The 21,995-nt window shown below is 72.1% G+C and carries 19 protein-coding genes; 10 read left to right on the forward strand and 9 right to left on the reverse strand.

The annotated features are described in order from the left end of the window. Positions 1 to 3: 3 nt before the first annotated feature. Positions 4 to 1,407: an NAD(P)H-quinone dehydrogenase gene (locus tag ACZ6N8_RS02960; protein WP_466007073.1), complete on the reverse strand. Its 1,404-nt coding sequence runs from the start codon at positions 1,405 to 1,407 to the stop codon at positions 4 to 6. A gap of 106 nt (positions 1,408 to 1,513) precedes the next feature. Here ACZ6N8_RS02960 and ACZ6N8_RS02965 point away from each other — a divergent pair, with 106 nt between their 5' ends. Then, entirely contained in the window at positions 1,514 to 1,969 is a 456-nt protein-coding gene (locus tag ACZ6N8_RS02965) for a gamma-glutamylcyclotransferase family protein (RefSeq protein ID WP_357988726.1), read from the forward strand. 72 nt (positions 1,970 to 2,041) lie between these two features. Here the strand turns inward: ACZ6N8_RS02965 and ACZ6N8_RS02970 are convergent, their stop codons facing one another. From ACZ6N8_RS02970 to ACZ6N8_RS02985, 4 genes are all read right to left on the reverse strand, one after another. Beyond that, positions 2,042 to 3,001 carry a GNAT family N-acetyltransferase gene (locus tag ACZ6N8_RS02970; protein ID WP_466007075.1) on the reverse strand — a complete coding sequence of 320 codons (960 nt, stop codon included), beginning with the start codon at positions 2,999 to 3,001 and terminating at the stop codon, positions 2,042 to 2,044. Between the two features lie 64 nt (positions 3,002 to 3,065). Continuing rightward, positions 3,066 to 3,800 (reverse strand): SCO6745 family protein, encoded by a 735-nt coding sequence (locus ACZ6N8_RS02975; protein ID WP_466007077.1) that lies wholly within the window; start codon positions 3,798 to 3,800, stop codon positions 3,066 to 3,068. 74 nt (positions 3,801 to 3,874) lie between these two features. After that, complete coding sequence (locus ACZ6N8_RS02980) at positions 3,875 to 4,819, reverse strand: hypothetical protein (protein ID WP_466007078.1); 945 nt, start codon at positions 4,817 to 4,819, stop codon at positions 3,875 to 3,877. A gap of 3 nt (positions 4,820 to 4,822) precedes the next feature. Then, positions 4,823 to 5,452, reverse strand: coding sequence for an MBL fold metallo-hydrolase (locus ACZ6N8_RS02985; protein ID WP_466007079.1), 630 nt, complete (start codon positions 5,450 to 5,452; stop codon positions 4,823 to 4,825). A gap of 93 nt (positions 5,453 to 5,545) precedes the next feature. Between ACZ6N8_RS02985 and ACZ6N8_RS02990 the strand changes: the two genes are divergently transcribed. Next, on the forward strand, positions 5,546 to 6,508 hold the full coding sequence (locus tag ACZ6N8_RS02990) for a DUF4349 domain-containing protein (protein ID WP_466007296.1): 963 nt from the start codon (positions 5,546 to 5,548) through the stop codon (positions 6,506 to 6,508). On the opposite strand, the gene ACZ6N8_RS02995 is transcribed toward ACZ6N8_RS02990, so the two are convergent. Both ACZ6N8_RS02995 and ACZ6N8_RS03000 read right to left on the reverse strand, forming a co-directional pair. Next, the gene (locus tag ACZ6N8_RS02995) at positions 6,465 to 7,724 is read right to left on the reverse strand and encodes an amidohydrolase (protein WP_466007081.1); all 1,260 of its coding nucleotides are present in this window, start codon (positions 7,722 to 7,724) and stop codon (positions 6,465 to 6,467) included. The two genes, ACZ6N8_RS02990 and ACZ6N8_RS02995, sit on opposite strands and share 44 nt — an antisense overlap. Before the next feature lie 530 nt (positions 7,725 to 8,254). Continuing rightward, positions 8,255 to 9,838: an acyl-CoA mutase large subunit family protein gene (locus tag ACZ6N8_RS03000; RefSeq protein WP_466007083.1), complete on the reverse strand. Its 1,584-nt coding sequence runs from the start codon at positions 9,836 to 9,838 to the stop codon at positions 8,255 to 8,257. A gap of 205 nt (positions 9,839 to 10,043) precedes the next feature. Here ACZ6N8_RS03000 and ACZ6N8_RS03005 point away from each other — a divergent pair, with 205 nt between their 5' ends. Next, entirely contained in the window at positions 10,044 to 12,101 is a 2,058-nt protein-coding gene (locus tag ACZ6N8_RS03005) for a serine/threonine-protein kinase (protein WP_466007085.1), read from the forward strand. 48 nt (positions 12,102 to 12,149) lie between these two features. Continuing rightward, complete coding sequence (locus tag ACZ6N8_RS03010; protein ID WP_466007087.1) at positions 12,150 to 13,817, forward strand: phospho-sugar mutase; 1,668 nt, start codon at positions 12,150 to 12,152, stop codon at positions 13,815 to 13,817. A 139-nt stretch (positions 13,818 to 13,956) separates the two neighbouring features. Here the strand turns inward: ACZ6N8_RS03010 and ACZ6N8_RS03015 are convergent, their stop codons facing one another. Together ACZ6N8_RS03015 and upp are read right to left on the reverse strand one after the other, a co-directional pair. Beyond that, a complete protein-coding gene (locus ACZ6N8_RS03015) occupies positions 13,957 to 14,634 on the reverse strand; it encodes a GOLPH3/VPS74 family protein (RefSeq protein ID WP_466007089.1) in 678 nt (225 codons plus the stop codon). 74 nt (positions 14,635 to 14,708) lie between these two features. Continuing rightward, complete coding sequence (gene upp / locus ACZ6N8_RS03020) at positions 14,709 to 15,341, reverse strand: uracil phosphoribosyltransferase (protein WP_139585043.1); 633 nt, start codon at positions 15,339 to 15,341, stop codon at positions 14,709 to 14,711. Between the two features lie 127 nt (positions 15,342 to 15,468). Between upp and deoC the strand changes: the two genes are divergently transcribed. From deoC to ACZ6N8_RS03050, 6 genes are all read left to right on the forward strand, one after another. Next, entirely contained in the window at positions 15,469 to 16,428 is a 960-nt protein-coding gene (gene deoC, locus ACZ6N8_RS03025) for a deoxyribose-phosphate aldolase (protein ID WP_466007091.1), read from the forward strand. A 6-nt stretch (positions 16,429 to 16,434) separates the two neighbouring features. Then, positions 16,435 to 17,865 (forward strand): aldehyde dehydrogenase family protein, encoded by a 1,431-nt coding sequence (locus tag ACZ6N8_RS03030; protein WP_364368220.1) that lies wholly within the window; start codon positions 16,435 to 16,437, stop codon positions 17,863 to 17,865. Continuing rightward, complete coding sequence (locus ACZ6N8_RS03035; protein WP_364368223.1) at positions 17,858 to 18,682, forward strand: aldehyde dehydrogenase family protein; 825 nt, start codon at positions 17,858 to 17,860, stop codon at positions 18,680 to 18,682. Before ACZ6N8_RS03030 ends, ACZ6N8_RS03035 begins: the two co-directional genes overlap by 8 nt. Before the next feature lie 369 nt (positions 18,683 to 19,051). After that, on the forward strand, positions 19,052 to 19,510 hold the full coding sequence (locus ACZ6N8_RS03040) for a BlaI/MecI/CopY family transcriptional regulator (RefSeq protein ID WP_466007093.1): 459 nt from the start codon (positions 19,052 to 19,054) through the stop codon (positions 19,508 to 19,510). Positions 19,511 to 19,518: 8 nt separating this feature from the next. Further along, entirely contained in the window at positions 19,519 to 20,424 is a 906-nt protein-coding gene (locus ACZ6N8_RS03045) for a M56 family metallopeptidase (RefSeq protein ID WP_466007095.1), read from the forward strand. A 306-nt stretch (positions 20,425 to 20,730) separates the two neighbouring features. Beyond that, a complete protein-coding gene (locus ACZ6N8_RS03050) occupies positions 20,731 to 21,984 on the forward strand; it encodes a cytochrome ubiquinol oxidase subunit I (RefSeq protein WP_466007097.1) in 1,254 nt (417 codons plus the stop codon). Positions 21,985 to 21,995: the final 11 nt, after the last annotated feature.

The following is a 21,995-nucleotide window of genomic DNA, read 5'->3' on the forward strand; positions in this document are numbered from 1 at the left end:
GGACTACTCCAGCGCGTGGAGCATCAGCTGGCGGGCGGCCTCGGTGATCGAACCGGACAGGCTCGGGTAGATGGTGATGGTCTGTGCCAGCTCGTTGACCGTCAGATTGTTCTCCACGGCCATCGTGATCGGCAGGATCAGCTCGCTGGCCTTCGGCGCGACCACCACACCGCCGATCACCTGACCACTGGCCGGCCGGCAGAACAACTTCACGAAGCCGTCGGAGAGGTCGTCCATCTTGGCCCGGGCGTTGCCGGACAGCGGCAGCATCACCTGCCGGGCCGGCACCTTCCCGGCGTCCACCTCGTCCTGCGAGACACCCACGGTGGCCAGCTCCGGGTCGGTGAAGACGTTCGCCGCGACGGTCCGCAGCCGCAGCGGGCGGACCGCCTCACCGAGCGCGTGCCACATCGCGATCCGGCCCTGCATGGCGGCGACGCTGGCCAGCAGCAGAACGCCCGTGCAGTCACCGGCCGCGTAGATGCCCGGCACGTTGGTGCGGGAGACCCGGTCGACGGTGACGTAGCCGCCCCGGCCCAGCTCCACGCCGTACTCGGCGAGGCCCAGGTTGGCCGTGTTCGGGATCGAACCGACAGCGATCAGGGCGTGCGAGCCGGTGACCCTGCGGCCGTCGGACAGCTCCACCTCGACACCGTCGGCGGTACGGCGCACCGCGTCGGCCCGGGAGTTGTTGAGGATCTCCATGCCCCGGTTACGGAACACCCGCTCGATGGCGGACGCCGCGTCGGCGTCCTCGTGCGGCATCACCCGGTCCCGGCTGGAGACCAGTGTGACCTCGACACCCATGGCGAGGTACGCGCTGGCGAACTCCGCGCCCGTCACACCGGAACCGACAACGATCAGGTGCTCGGGCAGCTCGGGCAGGTCGTACACCTGACGCCAGGTCAGGATGCGCTCGCCGTCCGGCACGGCGGTGGGCAGCTGCCGGGGCGTCGAACCGGTGGCCACCAGCACGGAGGACGCGGCGATCGAGTATTCCTCGGAACCGTCGGCGGGGGTGACGACGACCCGGTGGGTGTGCCCGAGAGCGTCCTCACCGAGCCGGGCCGTGCCGGCCACGAAGGTGACCCCCGCCTTGAGCAGCTTGGCGTGGATGTCGGCGGACTGCGCGAGCGCCAGCCTCTTGACCCGCTCGTGCACCGCCCGCGCGTCGACGGTGACCGCCTCCAGGCCGTCCGAGTGCACACCGAACTCCTCGGTGTCCCGGTAGCCGGTGACCACCCCCGAGCTGGCGATGAAGGTCTTGGACGGTACGCAGTCGGAGAGCACACACGCCCCGCCCGCACCGTCGGCCTCCACGACGGTGACATCGGCGTCCAGCTGGGCGGCGACGAGGGCCGCCTCGTACCCGGCCGGCCCCCCGCCGATGATCACGATCCGGCTCACAGCGTTCGCCCTTCGTTGATGCTCACAGTGACTTTCTTCTCCCGAACGCACCCGACACGCACAGTCGTATTCTCCCCCACCCGTCCGCCGGGCTATCGTCATCGCCGTGCGTCATCACGCCGCCTACGGCTCAAACCTTGATCCCGCCCGGATGCGCGCCTACTGCCCGCACTCGCCGATGGTGGGCACCGGCTGGCTGGAGGGGTGGCGGCTGACGTTCGCCGGGGCGGACGTCATCGGCTGGGAGGGCGCGGTGAGCACAGTCGTCGAGTCCCCAGGTGACCGGGTGTTCGTGGCGATCTACGACATCCACCCGTACGACGCGGCCCAGCTCGACGAGCTGGAGGGGGCGACCGCCGACACGTACCGCAAGCTGCACGTGCGGGTCTCCACGCTCGACGGCGACGTCACCGCGTGGATCTACGTGTTCAACGGGTACGAGGGTGGCCTGCCGACGTCGTGGTATCTGTCCGAGATCGCGAACGCCGCCGAGAAGGCGGGCGCGCCGGACGACTACGTCACCGAGCTGCGGTCCCGCCCCACCGGCACCGCCTCCGCGTAGCGCGTATCCCACGCCCCCAGTCTGCAACCATCACCGACAGGCGCGTCCGTCGGGCCCCACCGGCGTCGTCAATCACACACCGGCCGCCGGGACGGACAGCTCGTACATGTCGGTCCAGTGGGTCTCCCGCAGGCCCACGGACAGGTAGAGCGACAACGGCGTGGTCGGGTTGGTGAGATCCACGCCGAGGCCGGCCGCCGCCCGACCCTTCTCGGCGTAGCGGGCGAAGGCGCGGCGCAGCAACGCCGCACCCACACCCCGCCGACGGTACGCGGGCAGCACCGACAGGGTCTTCACCCAGCCCGACTGCTGGTCGAGCGCCTGGTCCGAGGACTGCAACGCGCCGGCGGGCACGCCGTCCACCTCGGCGACGAACCACTCGTCCCAGGCGGTCAGGTCACCGATCCGGGCCCGCCACCGCTCGTACGACAGCGGTTCGTGATCAGGGGTGTCGCCGAAGGCGATGTCGTGGATCCGGTGGAACTCCCGCAGGTCGGCGTCGTCGTCGGGGCGTACCTGACGGACCGTAACCCCGGGTGGCGGCGGTGGCTCGGCGGGCAGGTCGGCAAGCGTGCGGCGCATCCGGACATACCGCTTGGCAAGGGTGAACCCGGCGGCGCGCAGGTCCCGTTCCCAGTCGCGTTCCGGGGCGAAGACCGCGCACCGGACGGTGAGGGCGGGCAGGCCGCGCTCGGCTGCCCGTTCGGCGATCCGGTCGAGTTGCCGGGCCAGCAGCGGCGCCCGGAGCGCGGCGCCCCGGGTCGGGTCGACGTACACCTCCAGGAACTCCCGGCCGACACCTGTCGGGTTGTCCACTGTCGCCCAGCCGACCACTGTGTCGTCCGGGTCCACGGCCAGCCAGGAGTCCCGTGTCGGGTCGAAGAAGGGCGCCGTGAGCGACGCCGTGACGTCCTCGGCGTCGAAGTCGGGGTGCCCGATGGCGAAGGTGTCGGCGGCGTGCACCACCGCGAGGATCGCCGGAACGTCGTCGAGTGTGGGTCGGCGCGCGGTCCAACCTGCGGGGAGGGTCACGGCAGGTCATCCTGGCAGCCGATCGGCTCCGGCGCCGCCCATTTTTTCGTCGCCGCCGCCCGGCTCAGCCGAGGTCGGCCCGCGTCCGGTGCAGCAGTTCCACAAGCTCGGCGCCGTCGGCCGGGCCGAGCGCCGCGAACGCCGGCGCGGCCAACCGGTTGGTCACCGCCTCCGCCCACAGCCGCCGACGCACCAGGGGCCCGATCGGCGGGTACGGAGGGGACCAGCCGCAGGCCACCGCGCCGGCCTCCCCCTCCGGCCCGGCCAGCACCGCCTCCAGCGGGGTCATCCCGGCGGCGCGCACGGCCAGCAGGTACGCGCCGGTGAAGTGTTCGCGGAGCAGCCGCAACCCGGCGGCGGTCCGGGCGCCCGGGGTGTTCTCCGGTAGCGGCATGGCCCGCCAGGCGGCAAAGAGCGGCATCCCGCTGGCGTCCGCGGCTCCCACCGCCCGCTCGACGAGCGCGGAGAGGCGTTCGGTCCCGGGCAGCGGACCGAGCTGCTGGGTGCCCCACCGGCAGCACTCGGCGAAACTCGCGGCGGCCACCTCGACCGGGCGGACGGTCCGGGCGGCGGCGTCCCAGCCGTCGGCGACCGCGTCCGGCGCGACGAAGCCGAGGGCGGCGGCGGCCGTCTCGGCCCGTACGTCGCCGAGCGCGCCGGCCCGGCCGCTGATGTAGAACGCCCAGCCGGAGATGCCGAGCAGCCGGGCCCGCCGCAGCGTGGTCGGGCTACGGCTGAACGCGTCGCCCAGATCGAGCACGACGGGTTTGCTGGCGGCGGCGACCTGTTCCGGTGTCATCCGAGCGCCCACCCCGGCCCGCTCCGGCCCGGAACCGCCGGACCGCAGGCCCGCTCGTCGTCGTCCATCGATCGTCAGTCTGCCGCGCCACCGGCGGAGTCCGCAGTCCCCTCTTCGGCCGCCAACGCCTCCACCGCCGCCTCGACCTCGCCGGCTCGCCGCCGGGCCGCCGTGACCGCCCGCTCGGCCGCGCGCCTGGCGAGTTTGGCCCGGCTGAGGTCCTGCTCGGCGACCGCCCGCCGGCGCTCCAACTCGGCCAGCTCGGCCTCGATCGTGTCCAGCGCCTCGGCGCCGTCCCGCTCCTGCCCGCTCGCCTCGGTCAACTCGGCCTCGGCCCGCTGCTGATCGGCACGGGCCCTGGCGAGTTCCCGGTCCAGCGCCCGGCGCTGCCGGTCCCGTTCGGCGCGGGCGGCCCGCGCCGCGCGCTCGGCCGCCCGGTCGGGAGCCGCCTCGGTGCGGACGCGCCTGGTTGCCGGCTGGCGCGGCTCCGGCTTCTCCTCGGTGCCGGTGACCAGACGCAGCTGAGGTCGGGGCACCTCGCCGAAGCCGGCGTACGTGGCCGACCTGAGCAGGCGCCCGGCCCGGACCTGTTCGGCGACCTCGGCGTCGGACAGCGCCGCGTTGAGAGTTGTCTCCACCTCGGCCAGCGGCAGCTTGCCGACGGGCGGCGCGTCGGGCTCCGCAGCGGCGAGCTTGCGGACCTCGGCGACCAGGGCGCCGACCACGGCCCGACGCTGGGCGGACAACTCCCGCAGCCGGGGCCCGCGCAGGTCCCGCTGGGCGGACCGCAGCGCGTCCGCGAGCTGCACCAGGTCGGCGACCAGCTCGGGACGGCGGATCGCGAGCAGGTTCACCAGCCAGGCGGCCACCGTGGGACGACGCAGCCGGGCCAGTTCCCGGGCGGACTTCGGGTCGCCGGCCCGCCGGGCCTCGGCCACGGCAGCGTCCCGGGCGGCCACGAACCGGTCCGGCGGAATGCGGTAGAGCTGTCGTACCAGCTCCGGGGAGGGGCCGGGCATCGCTCAGACGTCCACCCGGCTACCGGGCTCCAGCCGCTGGTACTCGGTGCCTGACATCGCCGTGTACTGCCGGTTGAGCACACCCAGCCCGTTGTCGTTGAGCAGCCCGTCGTGCAGGGCGTACGCGCGTCGGGGTGCGACCGCCCGGATGAAGTCGAGGACCTCGGAGAACTTCGACCAGGGGGCGTGGATCGGCGCGAAGAGCGTGTCCACAGGTGTCTCCTCCGGCACCACGAGGGCGTCACCGGGGTGGTAGACCACGTCGTTGATCAGGTAGCCGAGGTTGTCGATCACCGGGATGTCCGGGTGGATCACCGCGTGCTTCCCGCCGTACGCCCGGATGGGGATGCCGGCGGCGGTGAACGACTCGCCGGTCGTGACCGGGTGCAGCGCCTCGGCCGCGTCACCGAGGGTGCCGGCGATCGCGGCGGGCCCGTGGATCGGGAACGGCCGCCTGTCGAGTTCCAGGCGCACCGCCGCCAGGTCGAGGTGGTCGGGATGCTCGTGGGTGATCAGCACCGCGTCGGCACCGTCCAACGCCGCCGGATCGCTGAACACCCCCGGATCGACGACCAGCACTCCCCCGTCGTGTTCCACCCGGAGGCAGGAGTGCGCGTACTTGGTGAGCCGCATCGTGACTCCTCGATTATCGAATCGTGACGTCCTCAGCGCAGTCTGCCGGAACCAGCCGCCGCGCGCGCCACGTCCGAGGTATCGCCACACCGGCTGACAACGATGGGAGCGGGGATGGACAAACGGGAGGGACGACGCCGCGGCGCACTGCTGGCGGCGACGACACTGGTGGCGGCGCTGGCCGTGACGGGCTGCGGTGCCGGCGACGACAGCGGGGCACGGGACAGCGCGGGTTCGGCGGCGAAGGCGCCGGTCGTCGGCGGCGAGGCGGGCCGGGACGCCGCAGCGGAAGCGCCGGGGGCCGCCGGAGCCGGCGCACCGGACCTGCGGGTCGACCAGCGGGCGATCATCTACACCGGAACGATGCGGGTGCAGGTCGACAATGTGGACGCGGCCGCCCGCGAGGTCGCCGCCGTGGCCACCCGGGCCGGCGGCTTCGTCGGCGGTGACCAGCGACGCAGCGCCGACGCCGACGCGGTGGCGGAGTTGGAGCTGCGGGTGCCGGCGGCGAGGTTCACAGGCGTGGTGGACGAGATCGCGAAGCTCGGCCGGCAGCAGAGCCGGGAGATCAGCACCCAGGACGTCACCGAGGAGACCGTCGACCTGGACGCCCGGATCACCAGTCAGCGTGCCCGGGTGGACAGCGCCCGCCGGTTGCTGGCCCGCGCCACCTCGATCGCCGACCTGGTGTCGTTGGAGAACGAGCTGGGTCGCCGGGAGGCCGACCTGGCCTCGCTGGAGGCCAAGAAGCGACGCCTCGCCGACCTGACCGCCCTCTCCACGGTCACCGTGTCGCTGGCCGGGCCGGCCGCGAAGGCCACCGAGGAGAAGGCCGAGACCGGCTTCCTGGTCGGGCTCCGGGGCGGCTGGAAGGCCTTCGTCGTCTCGATGACCGTCCTGCTCACGGTGCTGGGCGCGCTGCTGCCGTGGCTGGTGGCGCTCGGCGTACCGCTTGCGGTGCTGCTGGTCGTGCTGCGACGGCGGCGGAAGTCACCGGCCCTTGTCGCTCCGGTCAGCGCGCCGCCGCCAGTGCCCGCAGCGCGGTCTGCACCATGACGCGTACGCCTGCCGGGATGGCGCCCTCGTCCACGTCGAACGACGCGCGGTGCAGGTCGACGTTGGGGCCGGAACGTCCCACGCCGAGGCGGGCGAGTGCGCCGGGGACGTACTCCAGATACCAGGAGAAGTCCTCGCCACCCATGCTCTGCGGCGTCTCGGCGATCCCCTCCGGGCCGAGGGCGGCGCCGGTGGCGGCGGTCAGCACCTGGATGGCCCGGGAGTCGTTGCACACAGGTGGCCGGCCGCGCAGGTACTCCAGGTCGACAGTCGCGCCGGTCGGGGCGATCACGTCCCGGACCACCTGAGCGACGATCTTCGGGGCCTGCTCCCAGGTGTCGCGGTCCATCACCCGCAGGGTGCCGGACGCGCTGGCCTCGGACGGGATGACGTTGTAGCGGGTGCCGGCCGAGGCGTGGCCGAAGACCAGCAGCAGGCCGCTGTTGGCCGGCACCCGGCGGCTGACCAGGGCGGGCACCTCGGTGATCAGCCGACCGAGCGCGTCGACCAGGTCGACGGTCAGGTGCGGACGGGCGGTGTGCCCGCCGGGGCCGGAGAGCCGGACGGTGACGTTGTCGGCGGCCGCGGTGATCGGGCCGACCCGCAGGCCGACCTGGCCGACCGGCAGGTTCGGGTCGCAGTGCAGGGCGAAGATCTGCACCACGTCGTCCAGGCCACCTGCCTCGATGACCTCCAGCGAACCGCAGGGCAGGATCTCCTCGGCCGGCTGGAAGATCAGCCGGACCCGGCCGTCCAGCTCACCGAGGTCGGCGAGCTGGGCCAGCAGCATGCCGACGCCGAGCATGATCGTGGTGTGCACGTCGTGGCCGCAGGCGTGGCAGACGCCCTCCACGGTGGACCGGTAGGGCACGTCCTTGGAGTCGTCAAGCGGCAGCGCGTCGATGTCGGCGCGAAGCGCCACGACCGGACCGTCGGGGCGGCCGTTGATGTCGCAGATCACGCCGTTGCCCTTGGGCAGCAGCCGAGGTTGCAGGCCAGCCAGGGACAGCTCCCGTGCGATCAGGGCGGCCGTCTCGAACTCCGTGCCGGACAGCTCGGGGTGCGAGTGGATGTGACGGCGCGTGGCGATCAGCCCGGGTACCCGGAGCGCCAGGAGGTGGTCCAGGTCGCTGGGCAGCGGCTGGGACCCGGGCGGCGGCTCCGGCCAGGACGACGCCAGCTGGCTGCCGGTCGGCAGCGTCAACGCACTCGTCACGTCGAATTCTCGATCACTAGAAATGGATGGATCATCGGGAACAGCAGACAGCCTAGACCTCCGGCGGTGACGCTGCGCAACCTCGTTCCGGTAATGATCGGACCGCGCAGCGTCACGTATGCCCTGCTGAGAACGCTCGGAGAGGTGCGGGACAGCAGGTAGATCGCGGTCGAAGGCCGTCATCTGCCCCTCACCTCCTACAACGCGTAACCGATTCCGGCGGTCACGAATCTCGGTGCCGGTCACCGGCCCCTGTTGCGAATTGTCGCATTAGTCGGGGTGATGAACTGACACTCCGACAATTAGCCGACCACGCTCCGCAACGAGCCGGAAAGACGCTCACACGCACGGGACCACCGTCACCGCACAGGGTGTGCGTCCCGACGACCCGGTCGAGGTACCCGCAAACCGCGGTGGGCACACCGCAAACGCCCCCGCGAGGGCCACGCCGCCCAGGGGTTCCGCCCTCCACGGTAGCTCCGCCGAAGCCCGCAAACACCCCTTGACCTGGGAAAACGACAGAAGGACGATCAGAACCGATCGGTCGGCCGGTACAGCCCCCACGCCTCGCGCAGCATCCCGCAGACCTCACCCACCGTGGCGCGGGCCCGCAGCGCCTCCTTCATCGGGTACAGCACGTTCTCCGTACCGTCGGCGGCGGCCCGCAGGTCGGCGAGCGCCCGCGCCACCGCGTCGGCGTCCCGCTCGGCGCGCAACCGCGCCAGCCGCTCGGCCTGCGCCGCCTCGATCGCCGGGTCAACCCGCAACGGCTCGTACGGCTCCTCCTCGTCCACCGTGAACCGGTTGAGCCCCACCACCACCCGCTCACCCGAGTCGATCTCCTGGGCGATCCGGTACGCGGACTGCTCGATCTCCCGCTTCTGGAACCCGGCCTCGATGGCGTCCACCGCCGACCCGTGGTCCGCCACCCGTTCCATCAGCTCCACGGCGGCGGCCTCGATCTCGGCGGTCATCGCCTCCACCACGTACGAGCCGGCGAACGGGTCCACCGTGGCGGTCAGGTCCGTCTCGTACGCCAGCACCTGCTGGGTCCGCAGCGCGAGCCGGGCGGCCTTCTCGGTGGGCAGCGCGATGGCCTCGTCGAAGCTGTTGGTGTGCAGCGACTGGGTGCCGCCGAGCACCGCGCCCAACCCCTGCACCGCCACCCGGACCAGGTTGACCTCGGGCTGCTGCGCGGTGAGCTGCACGCCGGCGGTCTGGGTGTGGAACCGCAGCATCATCGACTTCGGATCCTTGGCGCCGAAGTCGTCACGCATCAGTCGGGCCCAGATCCGCCGGGCGGCGCGGAACTTCGCCACCTCCTCCAGCAGCGTGGTGCGGGCCACGAAGAAGAACGACAGCCGGGGCGCGAAGTCGTCCACGGCGAGCCCGGCGGCGAGCGCCGCCCGCACGTACTCCACGCCGTTGGCCAGGGTGAACGCAATCTCCTGCGCGGGCGTCGCGCCGGCCTCGGCCATGTGGTAGCCGGAGATGGAGATGGTGTTCCACTTCGGCACCTCCTTGCGGCAGTACGCGAACGTGTCGGCCACCAGGCGCAGCGACGGCTTCGGCGGGAAGATGTACGTCCCCCGGGCGATGTACTCCTTGAGGATGTCGTTCTGGATGGTCCCGTTGAGCGCCGCGCCGGGCACCCCGTTCTCCTCGGCCACGAGCTGGTAGAGCAGCAGCAGCACCGAGCCGGGCGCGTTGATGGTCATCGAGGTGGACACCTTGTCCAGCGGGATGTCGGCGAAGAGCAGCCGCATGTCCTCAATGGAGTCGATGGCCACGCCGACCTTGCCGACCTCGCCGTGCGCGATCGGCTCGTCGGAGTCGTAGCCCATCTGGGTCGGCAGGTCGAACGCGACCGACAGGCCCATGGTGCCGGCCCGCAACAGCTGGTGGTACCGCGCGTTGGACTCGGTGGCGGTGCCGAAGCCGGCGTACTGGCGCATGGTCCACGGGCGGGAGGTGTACATGGTGGGGTAGACGCCCCGGGTGTACGGGAATTCGCCGGGACCGCCCAGCCGGGAGTCCAGGTCCTCCGGAAGGTCGGCACCCGTGTAGACGCCCTTGATCGGAAAACCGGACTCGCTTGACCGCCGTTCGCTCATCCCCGGATGGTAGGACGCCTGAGCATGTCGTCGGGTGAGGGATACCGCACAGTGCGTCCCGACCGGTCGACAGGAGGTGAACGACAGGGCACGTTCTGTCGACTTCGATAAACGCCCGTCGCGTCGGCTTTCATATCGGGCGTCGGACCCAGCAAGATAGGGGGGTTGTGTCCCAGCCCCCTCGATTTCCCCCGGTGGCTTTTCTGTGACTCAGATCCCGACGTGGAGCGGCGGACCAGTCAGTCCCGCCAACGGCCGCGCAGCACCCGGCACCACCATCGGTGACCGGTACTCGCTGCGGTCCTCGGTGGGCAACGGCGGCATGGGTACGGTCTGGCGCGCCACAGACACGTTGCTTCGCCGTGACGTGGCGGTGAAGGAGGTCGTCCTGCCCCCGGGGCTGGCCCCCAGCGACCGCGACGCCATGTACGAGCGCACCCTGCGCGAGGCCCGCGCCGCCGCCGCGATCCAGCACCCGGCAGTGGTGCAGGTGTACGACGTGGTCACCGAGGCCGGTCGCCCGTGGATCGTGATGGAGCTGCTGGACGCGCGCAGCCTCGCCGACATGGTGATCGAGGACGGTCCGGTCGCTCCCCGCGCCGTCGCCAAGATCGGCATCGCGCTGCTCGGGGCGCTGGAGGTCGCGCACGCGATCGGCGTGCTGCACCGCGACGTCAAGCCGGCCAACGTGCTGATCTGCACCGACGGCCGCTGCGTGCTCACCGACTTCGGTGTGGCCCGGATGCCCACCGACGTGCAGCTCACCACCCCCGGCATGGTGCTCGGCTCCCCGCACTTCATCTCGCCCGAGCGGGCCATGGGCCAGGAGTTCGGCCCACCGAGCGACCTGTTCTCGCTGGGTGTGACGCTCTACACGGCGGTCGAGGGCCGGCCGCCGTTCGACAAGGGCGACCCGATCGAGACCATGCACGCCGTGGTCGAGGACCCGCCGGCCCCGCCGCAGCGCAGCGGCCCGCTGACCCGGGTGCTGATGGGCCTGCTGGAGAAGGACCCGGCCCGCCGGCTGGACGTGCACACCTCCCGGGCCATGCTCCGCGAGCTGCTCGCCGGCCCGCTGGGCAGCACCGCCACCGCAGTGCACTCGGTCACCGACCCGTACGCCGTGGTGCCGGTGCAGCAGCGCCCCGCACCCGTACACCCGCCGGCGCAGCCGGAGCCCAAGCCGGACAACCAGATCGGCGGCCGGGCGATGCTGGCCCCCGAAGAGTCCCTGACCGACCGGCTGGCGGCGCTGCGTCGCGGCGAACGCCCGCCGCCTGCCGCTCCCGCCGGCGCCGCCGGGCTCGACGAGACCAGCGCCGACGCGCTGGCCGGTCCGCTGCACACCCCGACCGGCGCGATGCCCGCCCCCGGGCGGCCCGTCGTCGGGCGCACCTACGGCGGCAACGCCGACGCCACCCAGCGGGTGGACGCCGGGGCGCACCCGGACGCCACCCAGCGGGTCACCTACGGCAACCAGTCCGACGCCACCCAGCAGGTCGGGTACGGCGGCGCGCCGGAGGCCACCCAGCGCGTCGGGGGCACCTACGGCGGCGGCAACCAGTGGTCGGTGCCGGGCACCGGTCAGCCCTGGACGACGCAGGCCCCGTCGGGCGGCGGCGCGCTCGACAAGGTCCGTGCCACCGGGGGCCAACTGGTCAGCACGGTCAAGGGCTGGCCACGCAAGGTCCAGCTGGCCGCGGCCGGCGGGCTGGCCGTCGTGCTGCTGATCACCGTGGTGGCGCTCTCCGGCGGCGACGATCCGGCCCCGAGCGCGCCGCAGGCGCAGCCCACTCCGTCCGCCGCCGCGGGGCCGGGCGTGGAGATGCAGGAGCACGCCGCCCGCGGCATCCAGGTCATGGTGCCGAAGGGCTGGAAGAAGGCCACCGGCGGTTCCTACACCGACTACATCGACCCGGAGGACAGCGGCCGCAAGGTCCGCATCATCACCGAGAAGTGGTCCAGCAGCTCCACCCGGTGGGCGGAGACGGCCGAGAACGGCCTCAAGACCAGGAGCACCTCCTGCGTCAAGCCGTACGCCCAGATCAGCGCCACGGAGACGGAGCTGGCCAGCAAGCCGGCAGCCGAATTCGAGTACACATGTGGCGAGGGCGACACCATGCGGCACGGCGTCTGGCGTGGTCTGGCGCAGGGCGGCAAGGCGTACTCGTTCTACCTGACCGCCACCGACGCCAAGTTCGCCGAGAGCAAGCCCATCTTCGACGAGATGGTGCGCACGTTCCAGCTCACCGGGGACGGCTGAGCCGGAGGGAACCGACAGCGGTGATCCGCCGCCGTGCTATCAAGGGGCATGGCGGCGGACACCACTGACATCGACGACATTCGTGAGCAAGCCCGGCGCTGGCTGGCCGACGACCCGGACCCGGCCAGCCGGGACGAGCTGACGGCGGTGCTCGACGCGCTGCCGTCGAGCGCCCCCGACCTGGCCGACCGGTTCGCCGGGCCGCTCACCTTCGGCACCGCGGGCCTGCGTGGGCCGCTGCGCGCCGGCCCGAACGGGATGAACCTGGCAGTGGTCACCCGGGCCGCCGCCGGCCTGGTCGACTGGCTCGCCGCGCAGGGCGGCACCGGCCCCCTGGTGATCGGGTACGACGCCCGGCACGGCTCCCGGCAGTTCGCCGAGCGCACCGCCCAGGTGGCCACCGGGGCTGGGCGTCCCGCGCTGCTGCTGCCGCGCCCACTGCCCACCCCCGTCCTGGCGTACGCGGTGCGCCAGCTCGGCGCGGTCGCCGGCGTGATGGTGACGGCCAGCCACAACCCTCCGCAGGACAACGGCTACAAGGTCTACCTGGGTGCCGAGCTGGGCGGCGAGCTGGGCGCGGGAGCGCAGATCGTGCCTCCCGCAGACGCCGGCATCGAGGCGGCCATCCGGGCGGTCGGCCCGCTCACCGAGGTGCCGCTGGGCGCGCCCGGCCAGGTGCTCGGCGACGACCTGGTCGCGTCGTACGTCGAACGGGCGACAGCGGTGATCGACCCGGACGGGTCGCGGGACCTGAGCGTGGCGTACACCCCGCTGCACGGGGTGGGCGCGGCGGTGCTCACCGCCGCGTTCGCCCGCGCCGGTTTCCCGGTGCCCGGTGTGGTGCCCGACCAGGCCGAGCCGGACCCGGAGTTCCCCACCGTGTCGTTCCCCAACCCTGAGGAGCCGGGAGCGGTGGACCGGCTGATCGCCCTGGCCGACTCGACCGGCGCGGATCTCGCCATCGCCAACGACCCGGACGCGGACCGCTGCGCCGTGGTGGTCCGTGACGACCGCGACGGCTGGCGGATGCTGCGCGGCGACGAGGTCGGTGTCCTGCTCGCCGACCACCTGATGCGGCGCGGGGTGACCGGGCTGTACGCGACGACGATCGTCTCGTCGTCCCTGCTGCGGGCCATGTGCGCCGCCCGGGGCCTGCCGTACGACGAGACGCTCACCGGCTTCAAGTGGATCGTCCGGGCCGGCGGCGGGAGCGCGCCACTGGTCTTCGGCTACGAGGAGGCGCTGGGCTACTGCGTCGCCCCGCAGCACGTACGGGACAAGGACGGCATCACGGCCGCGCTCACCGTGGCGGAACTCGCCGCCGGCCTCAAGGCGCAGGGTCGTACGCTCACCGACCGGCTGGACGAGCTCGCTGCGGAGTTCGGCGTGCACCACACCGACCAGCTCTCGGTCCGGGTTGACGACCTGCGGCTGATCGCCGACGCGATGGCCCGGATCCGGGCGGCCACCCCGAGGACGCTGCTCGGGCAGCCGGTGGACGGCGCCAAGGATCTGCTGCCCGAGTCGGACGTGGTGATCCTGCGCACCGCGGCGGCCCGGGTGGTGATCCGCCCGTCCGGGACCGAGCCGAAGCTCAAGGCGTACCTCGAGGTGGTGGAGCCGGTGGCCGGCGGCGATGTCGCCGCCGCTCGGGCCCGGGCTGGCGCGGCGATCGCGCGGCTGCGGGCCGACGTCGCCGCCGCCCTCGGCATCTGACCGCGCCCGACCCCACCCCCACCCACCTGTCCCGTTCCCTTTGCTCTGCTTCAACGGAGGCAACACGCGGCGGCCGTTTGTGTTGCGCGGGTTGAAGCACAGCAAAGGGGGCGCCGGGGATGGGGGCGGGCCCCGACGGTCAGGCGCGCTTGCCGAGCGCCGCGTCGACCGCCGTGGCCAGGGCGGCAACGACCAGACCGACCGACGGGCGGACCACCGAGTCGTCGGCGCTCACCTCGCCGGAGAACCCGGCGCCGGTGGCGATCTCCTCCAGCCGGCGGCGGGCGTCGGCTGCGGTCTCGCCGCTCATCCCCAGCGCGGTCTCCATCCGCAGCACCACGACCAGGGTGGCGAGCGCGGCTGTCCGCTCGTCCGGGGCCGCCGCGCCGGTCAGCGCCTCGGTGAGCCGCTGGCGGGTGTCCGCCTCGACGGACCTGTCCACCACCGGGTAGCGGTGCACGTGGATGAAGCCCAGCTCGGTCTCGTCGACATCCCTGACGACACCCTGGGTGCACAGGTCACCGAGGATCCTGTCGCGCAGGCCGTGTCGTAGACGCTGCACCCAGGACGCCGGCGTGTGCGGTGTGTCGGCGGCGATCCGGCCCAGCACCTCGTCGGCGACCGGCTCGCCGGTGGGCGTCGGGTCGACCACGGTCAGGGAGCCGTCGGCGTACGCGATCCGACCGGCCAGGGCCAGCTCGACCAGCACCGCCGCGGCCATGCCGAGGTCCAGGCTGATCCGCGGCATGGTCGCCTTGCCGGTCGTGTCGTCGTAGGCGAGGAGCAGCAACTCCTCGGCGAGCGCAACACCAGTCATGGCCGGAGACGCTAGCGGGTCCACGCCATACCGCGCGCGAACCCGCCGGACCCGGCACCGACCGGGGTAACGCGTCAGAACCGGGGCATGCCGCCGAACTGGCGGTCGCCGGCGTCGCCGAGGCCCGGGACGATGAACTTGCGGTCGTTCAGCCCCTCGTCGATCGAGGCCGTGACCAGGCGCAACGGCAGACCGGAGCGTTCCAGGCGCTCGATGCCGACAGGCGCGGCGAGGACGCAGAGCACAGTGATGTCGGTGCAGCCGCGGTCGGCGAGCAGCCGGCAGCAGTGCTCCAGCGAGCCGCCTGTGGCAAGCATCGGGTCGAGCACCAGCACCGGCAGACCGGCCAGGTCGCGGGGCAGCGACTCCATGTACGCGCGCGGCTCGTACGTCTCCTCGTCGCGGGCCAGACCGACGAAGCCCATCGAGGACTCCGGCAGCAGGCCCAGCGCGGCGTCCGCCATACCCAACCCGGCCCGCAGCACCGGGACCAGCAGCGGCGGGTTCGCCAGCCGGGTGCCCTCGGTGCCGGTGACGGGCGTCTGCACCGGGTACCGCTCTACGGGGAAGGAACGCGCCGCCTCGTACACCAGCATGGTGGTCAGTTCGTGCAGCGACGCCCGAAACGTCGACGAATCGGTGCGCGCGTCCCGCATGGCGGTCAGCCGGGCCTGGGCCAGCGGGTGGTCAATGACGTGTACGTCCACGATCGCTCAACCTACCGGTCCGGTCGGTGCCGCGGTGCGGCTGCGCTCGGTGCAGCGACGCCGCTCACGTCGGAGCGGCCCGGCGTGACCAAGATCACTCAGCTGTTTCGTGCGTAGACTTCGTGGCATGACGGCGACAACGACGTCGGCCCGGTCGGAGCTCTCCGAGCTGGGACGATCCGAGACCGCTCTGCGGACCTTCCTGCACGGCCTGCCCGGCGTGGACCAGGTCGGCGCGGAGCAGCGGGCGGCACAGCTCGGCACCCGCTCCATCAAGACCACCGCCAAGGCGCAGGCGATCGACCTGGCGATCCGCATGGTCGACCTGACGACCCTGGAGGGCGCGGACACCCCCGGCAAGGTGCGCGCGCTTGCCGCGAAGGCGCTGCGCCCCGACCCGGCCGACCCGTCGTGCCCGCACGTCGGCGCGGTCTGCGTCTACCCGGCGATGGTCCCCCACGTCGCCGAGGTGCTGCGCGGAAGCGGTGTGCACCTGGCGAGCGTGGCGACGGCGTTCCCGTCCGGTCAGGCGCCGCTGGAGATCAAGCTCGCCGACACCCGGGCCGCCGTCGCGGCCGGCGCCGACGAGATCGACATGGTGATCAACCGGGGTGCGTTCCTGGCCGGGCGCTACTCCGAGGTCTACGACGAGATCGTGGCCACCAAGGAGGCCTCCGGGGACGCCCACCTCAAGGTGATCCTGGAGACCGGCGAGCTGGCCACCTACGACAACGTGCGCCGCGCCTCGTGGCTGGCCATGCTGGCCGGCGGCGACTTCATCAAGACCTCCACCGGCAAGGTCCCCGTCGCGGCCACGCTGCCGGTGACCCTGGTGATGCTGGAGGCGGTCCGCGACTTCCGCGCCGCCACCGGGCGGCAGGTCGGCGTGAAGCCGGCCGGCGGCATCAAGACCACCAAGGACGCGATCAAGTACCTGGTGATGGTCAACGAGACCGTCGGCGCGGACTGGCTCGACCCGGACTGGTTCCGCTTCGGCGCGTCCAGCCTGCTCAACGACCTGCTGATGCAGCGCACCAAGCTGACGACCGGCACCTACGCCGGTCCCGACTACTTCACCCTGGACTGATAGCCGATGTTCGAATACGCCCCCGCCCCCGAGTCCCGCTCGGTGGTGGACCTCAAACCCTCGTACGGGCTGTTCATCGACGGTACGTTCGTCGACCCGACCGACGGTGGCAGCTTCAAGTCGATCAACCCCGCCTCGGAGGAGGTGCTGGCCGAGATCGCCGAGGCCGGCGCCGAGGACGTGGAGCGTGCGGTACGCGCCGCCCGCAAGGCGTACGACAAGGTCTGGGGTCCGATGCCGGGCCGCGACCGGGCGAAGTACCTGTTCCGGATCGCGCGCCTCATCCAGGAGCGCTCCCGTGAACTGGCCGTCCTCGAGTCCCTCGACAACGGCAAGCCGATCCGGGAGTCGCGCGACGTCGATCTGCCGCTGGTCGCCGCGCACTTCTTCTACTACGCCGGTTGGGCCGACAAGCTCCCGTACGCCGGATTCGGGCCGAACCCGCAGCCGATCGGCGTGGCCGCGCAGGTCATCCCGTGGAACTTCCCGCTGCTCATGCTGGCCTGGAAGATCGCCCCGGCGCTCGCGGCGGGCAACACGGTGGTGCTCAAGCCCGCCGAGACCACCCCGCTGACGGCGCTGCTGTTCGCCGAGATCTGCCAGCAGGCCGAACTGCCGGCCGGTGTGGTCAACATCGTCACCGGCGCCGGCGACACCGGTCGCGCGCTTGTCGAGCACCCCGGCGTGGACAAGGTCGCGTTCACCGGCTCGACCGAGGTCGGCCGGGCCATCGCCCGGTCCGTCGCCGGCACCCGCAAGAAGCTCACCCTGGAACTGGGCGGCAAGGCCGCCAACATCGTCTTCGACGACGCGCCAATCGACCAGGCCGTCGAGGGCATCGTCAACGGCATCTTCTTCAACCAGGGGCACGTCTGCTGCGCCGGGTCCCGCCTGCTGGTGCAGGAGAACGTCGCCGACCGGGTGCTGGAGTCGTTGAAGCGGCGGATGGCCCTGCTGCGCGTCGGCGACCCGCTGGACAAGAACACCGACGTCGGGGCGATCAACTCGGCCGCCCAACTGGAGCGGATCCGCGAGCTGTCCGACGCCGGCTCGGCCGAGGGCGCCGAGCGCTGGTCGCCGCCGTGCGACCTGCCCGAGCGTGGCTTCTGGTTCGCGCCGACCATTTTCACCGGGGTCACCCAGGCGCACCGGATCGCCCGCGAGGAGATCTTCGGGCCGGTGCTGTCGGTGCTCACCTTCCGCACCCCGGCCGAGGCCGTCGAGAAGGCCAACAACACACCGTACGGGCTGTCGGCGGGGATCTGGACCGACAAGGGCTCCCGGATCCTGTGGATGGCCGACCGGCTGCGCGCCGGCGTCGTCTGGGCCAACACGTTCAACAAGTTCGACCCCACCTCGCCGTTCGGTGGCTACAAGGAGTCGGGCTACGGTCGCGAGGGCGGCCGGCACGGGCTGGAGGGCTACCTCAATGTCTGAGCGGGTCGCGGTACGCAAGACGTACAAGCTCTTCATCGGCGGGAAGTTCCCGCGCAGCGAGTCGGGACGGTCGTATCTCGTGCAGTCCTCGAATGTGTCACTGGCCTCCCGCAAGGACGCCCGGGACGCGGTGGTCGCCGCCCGCGCCGCCGTGAAGGGTTGGGCCGGGGCGACCGCGTACAACAGGGGTCAGATCCTCTACCGGGCCGCCGAGATGCTGGAGGGCCGCCGCGAGCAGTTCGTGGCCCTGGGCATCCCCGGCGACGAAGTGGACGCGGCAGTGGACCGCTGGGTCTGGTACGCCGGCTGGGCCGACAAGCTCGCCCAGGTGTACGGCGGCGCCAACCCGGTCGCCGGCCCGTACTTCAACATCTCCGCGCCGGAGCCGACCGGGGTGGTCGCCGTGGTCGCCCCGGAACGTCCGGCGCTGCTCGGCCTGGTCAGCGTGATCGCCCCGGCGATCGTCACAGGCAACACGGTTGTCGTCGCGGCGTCGCCGTCCGAGCCCCTGGCGGCGGTCACGCTTGCCGAGGTGCTCGCCACGTCCGACCTGCCCGGCGGGGTGGTCAACATCCTCACCGGCGCGATCACCGAGACCGCGCCGACGCTTGCCGCGCACATGGACGTCAACGCGATCGACCTGACCGGGGTGACCGACACCGAGCTGGCCACCGAGCTGGAGGTCAAGGCCGCCGAGAACCTCAAGCGGGTGCTCCGGCCGGCGCCGACCGAGCACGACTGGTCCGCCGACCCGGGTCTGGCCCGGATGACGTCCCTGCTGGAGACGAAGACGGTCTGGCACCCCAAGGGGGTGTGATTCGCTCCCGGCCTCTTGGTTTTCCGGGGAGCCCTGCCCACTCCGGGCGGTCACGCTTGATCCCTGCGTGGGCAGGGCTCCCCCGAGAACCTGACGTGGGCCGGGTTCGTCGGGTGGGTCAGCTCACGGGTTCTGCCTCGGGTTGGGTTGCCGCCCCTCCCCTCCTTGCCCTGCCCCGCCACCGGCAGCCCAAGATCTGCACAAGAACAGGGATGTTGCGCGGATCTTCGGCCGGCCCGACGGTCTTGGTTGGTGATCATGGGTTGACGGGTGTTCGATCTCGCTCGGCCGGTCAGCCTCATGATCAGCCCCGGGGTTGGGGGTGGGCGCGGGAGGTAAGGGTCTACTACCGGGGGTAGGATTGGTTTTGTGACTCGGTTGGGCGATCTTGAGCGTGCGGTGATGGACGTGCTGTGGGACGTGGTCCCGGGCACGTCGGACGGCGTGACCGTACGCGAGGTGGCCGACGCGCTCGACGGCCGCGAGCTGGCGTACACGACTGTGATGACCGTCCTGGACCGGCTCGCCGGCAAGGGCATGGTGCAGCGCGAACGCGAGGGCCGGGCCTGGCGGTACCGGCCGGCGGCGAGCCGTGAGGCGCACATCGCCCAGCTGATGCTCGACGCCCTCGACCTGGGCGGCAGCCGGGACGCCGCGCTCGTGCGTTTCGCCCGCTCGGTCACCGGCACCGAGGCCGAGGTGCTGCGCGCGGCGCTGGGCAGCGAGGCCGGACTGACCGGGCCGGGCACCACTGGCGGGGCCGAGCTGACCGACCGCGTGGACGGGCCGGCGGGCCGGCGGACGGCCGACGAGGCAGCGGAGCGGTAGGGCGCGCCATGGCGTACGCCGTGCACTTCGCCGCCACCATGCTGGCCTGCTATCTGACCGCTCAGGTGCTGGCCCGCTCGACCTGGACGTGGCGCAGCCCCCGGGTGGCGATCGTCTGCTGGCAGGCGGTCGGCCTGGCGCTGGGCCTGTCCGCGATGGGCCTGCCGATGGCGCTCGGGTTGAGCGCGTACGACCTGCCGACCGGAAGCGCGCTGCTCGCCCTGGCCTCCGATCTCGCGCACGGCACCCTGCCCGTCGGGGAGACCGCCTTCCACCTGGCGGGTGTCGGGGTCGGCTTCGGGATCGGCGCGGTACTGCTCGCCACGACAGTGCGCAGCATCCACGGCACGGTCCGCGCCCAGCGCCGCCACCGGGACCTGCTCACCCTCGTCGCCCGGGACGACCCGGCCGCACCCGGCGCGCTCGTGCTGGATCATCCGAGCGCCGCCGCCTACTGCCTGCCGGGCGTGAAGCCGCAGGTGGTGGTGAGTGCCGGCACGTTGAGCCTGCTGGACCGGGCGGAGCTGGCCGCGGTGCTCAGCCACGAGCGGGCGCACGCCCACGAGCGGCACGACCTGGTACTGCTGCCGTTCACCGCGCTCTGCCGGGCGTTGCCGTGGTTCGGCTGGGTCCGCGAGGCGCACGAGCGGGTCGCCCTGCTGGTCGAGATGCGCGCCGACGACAAGGCGCGCGAGCTGCACGCCGAGGCGCCCCTCGCGGGCGCGCTGCGCCGGTTCGCCGCCGCCGGTCACCGGATCACCCCGGCCGGCGCGCTGGGCGTGGGCGACCGGGATCTGGACGTACGGGTGCAGCGCCTGCTGGTCAGTGACCGGCCGCCCCGGGTGCTCGGTGCCACCGCCCTCGCGGTCGCCACCACCCTGGTCGCCCTCCCGGTGACGCTCTTCCTCAGCTGACGCGCCAACCCCGACCCCGCACCCGCTGCCGGGTTGACGGCGTGGATGTCGCTGCCTGGTAAGCCAGGTGGTCGAGCCTCCCTTTGCTCTGCTTCAACCGAGGCAACACATTTTGGGCAGAGCCGCCGCCTGGGTTGAAGCAGAGCAAAGGCGGCGGAACGAGGGCGGCCCCGCAGCACCTTCCCGACAAGCGCATCTACTACACCGCGTCGTAATATTGTCTACGACAGGGCGTAGTAGGCAGACATGTAGCCATACTACGTGTAGTGTGGCTACGACAAGGGAGCCAACCTACGGAGGCCGGCCATGGACACCCTGCTCCTCGCCCGCCTGCAGTTCGCCACCACAACCTCGATCCACTTCCTGTTCGTGGTGGTCACGCTCGGGCTGGTGACCCTGCTGGTCGGGATGCAGACCGCCTGGGTGCTCACCGGCAACCCCAGGTGGGAGCGGCTGACGCGCTACTGGGGCCAGCTCTACGTCATCAACTACGTGCTCGGCATCGCCACAGGCATCGTGATGGAGTTCCAGTTCGGGCTGAACTGGAGCGGCCTGTCGCGCTACGTCGGAAACGTCTTCGGTGCGCCACTGGCCATCGAGACACTCGTGGCGTTCTTCCTGGAGTCCACGTTCCTCGGGATGTGGATCTTCGGGTGGCACCGGCTCCGCAGGGGCGTCCACCTCGCGCTGCTCTGGGGCGTGGCGCTCACCGCGTACGCCTCGGCGTTCTGGATCATGGTGGCCAACTCCTGGCTGCAACACCCGGTCGGGTACGAGGTCCGCGACGGCATCGCCCACCTCACCGACTTCGGCGCGCTGCTCACCAACCCCAGCCTCGGCATGGCGTTCGGGCACGTGGTCTCGGCCGCGTTGCTTGTCGGCGGGATGCTGATGGCGGCCGTCAGCGCCTGGCACCTGATCCGCCGTACGCCCGACTTCGTGCTCTTCCGCACCTCACTGCGGATCGGCCTGGTCACCTCGGCGCTGGCGATCAGCCTGGTGCAGGGCTTCGGCTTCGCCCAGTTCGGCCCGGTCGGCGGTGTGCAGCCGACCAAGTTCGGCGGCCAGAGCCCGGAGGCGCAGGCGCTGATCGCCGAGTGGGCCACCCGGTTCGGCCCCGGCGACTACACGCCACCGGTGCTGGCGAACGTCGGGCTAGGCTTCATGATCCTGATCGGCTTCACGCTCGGCTGCGTCTGGTTCCTGCTGCCGCTGCTCTTCCGCGACTGGGTGATCCGGCTGCGCTTCCCGCTCTGGCTGATCCTGCTCGCCCTGCCGCTTCCGTTCGTCGCGGTGATCCTCGGCTGGATCGCCCGTGAGGTAGGCCGTCAGCCCTGGGTGGCGTACGGGCTGCTCCCCACCGAGCAGGCCGTCTCCCCGGTCGGCGCACCGGTGATGCTCGCCTCGCTGATCGGCTTCAGCCTGCTGCTCGGCACCCTCGCGGTCACCAACTGGGTGCTGCTCGCCAGGCACGCGGCGCGCGGCGCGGACGACCCGGCGCTCGGCCGTCCCCCGGCGCCGCCCACCGAGCCGGCCCATCCCGAACCCGCCCTCGCCTGAGGAGATCACCC

This window comes from Micromonospora sp. NPDC047521, assembly GCF_055587305.1.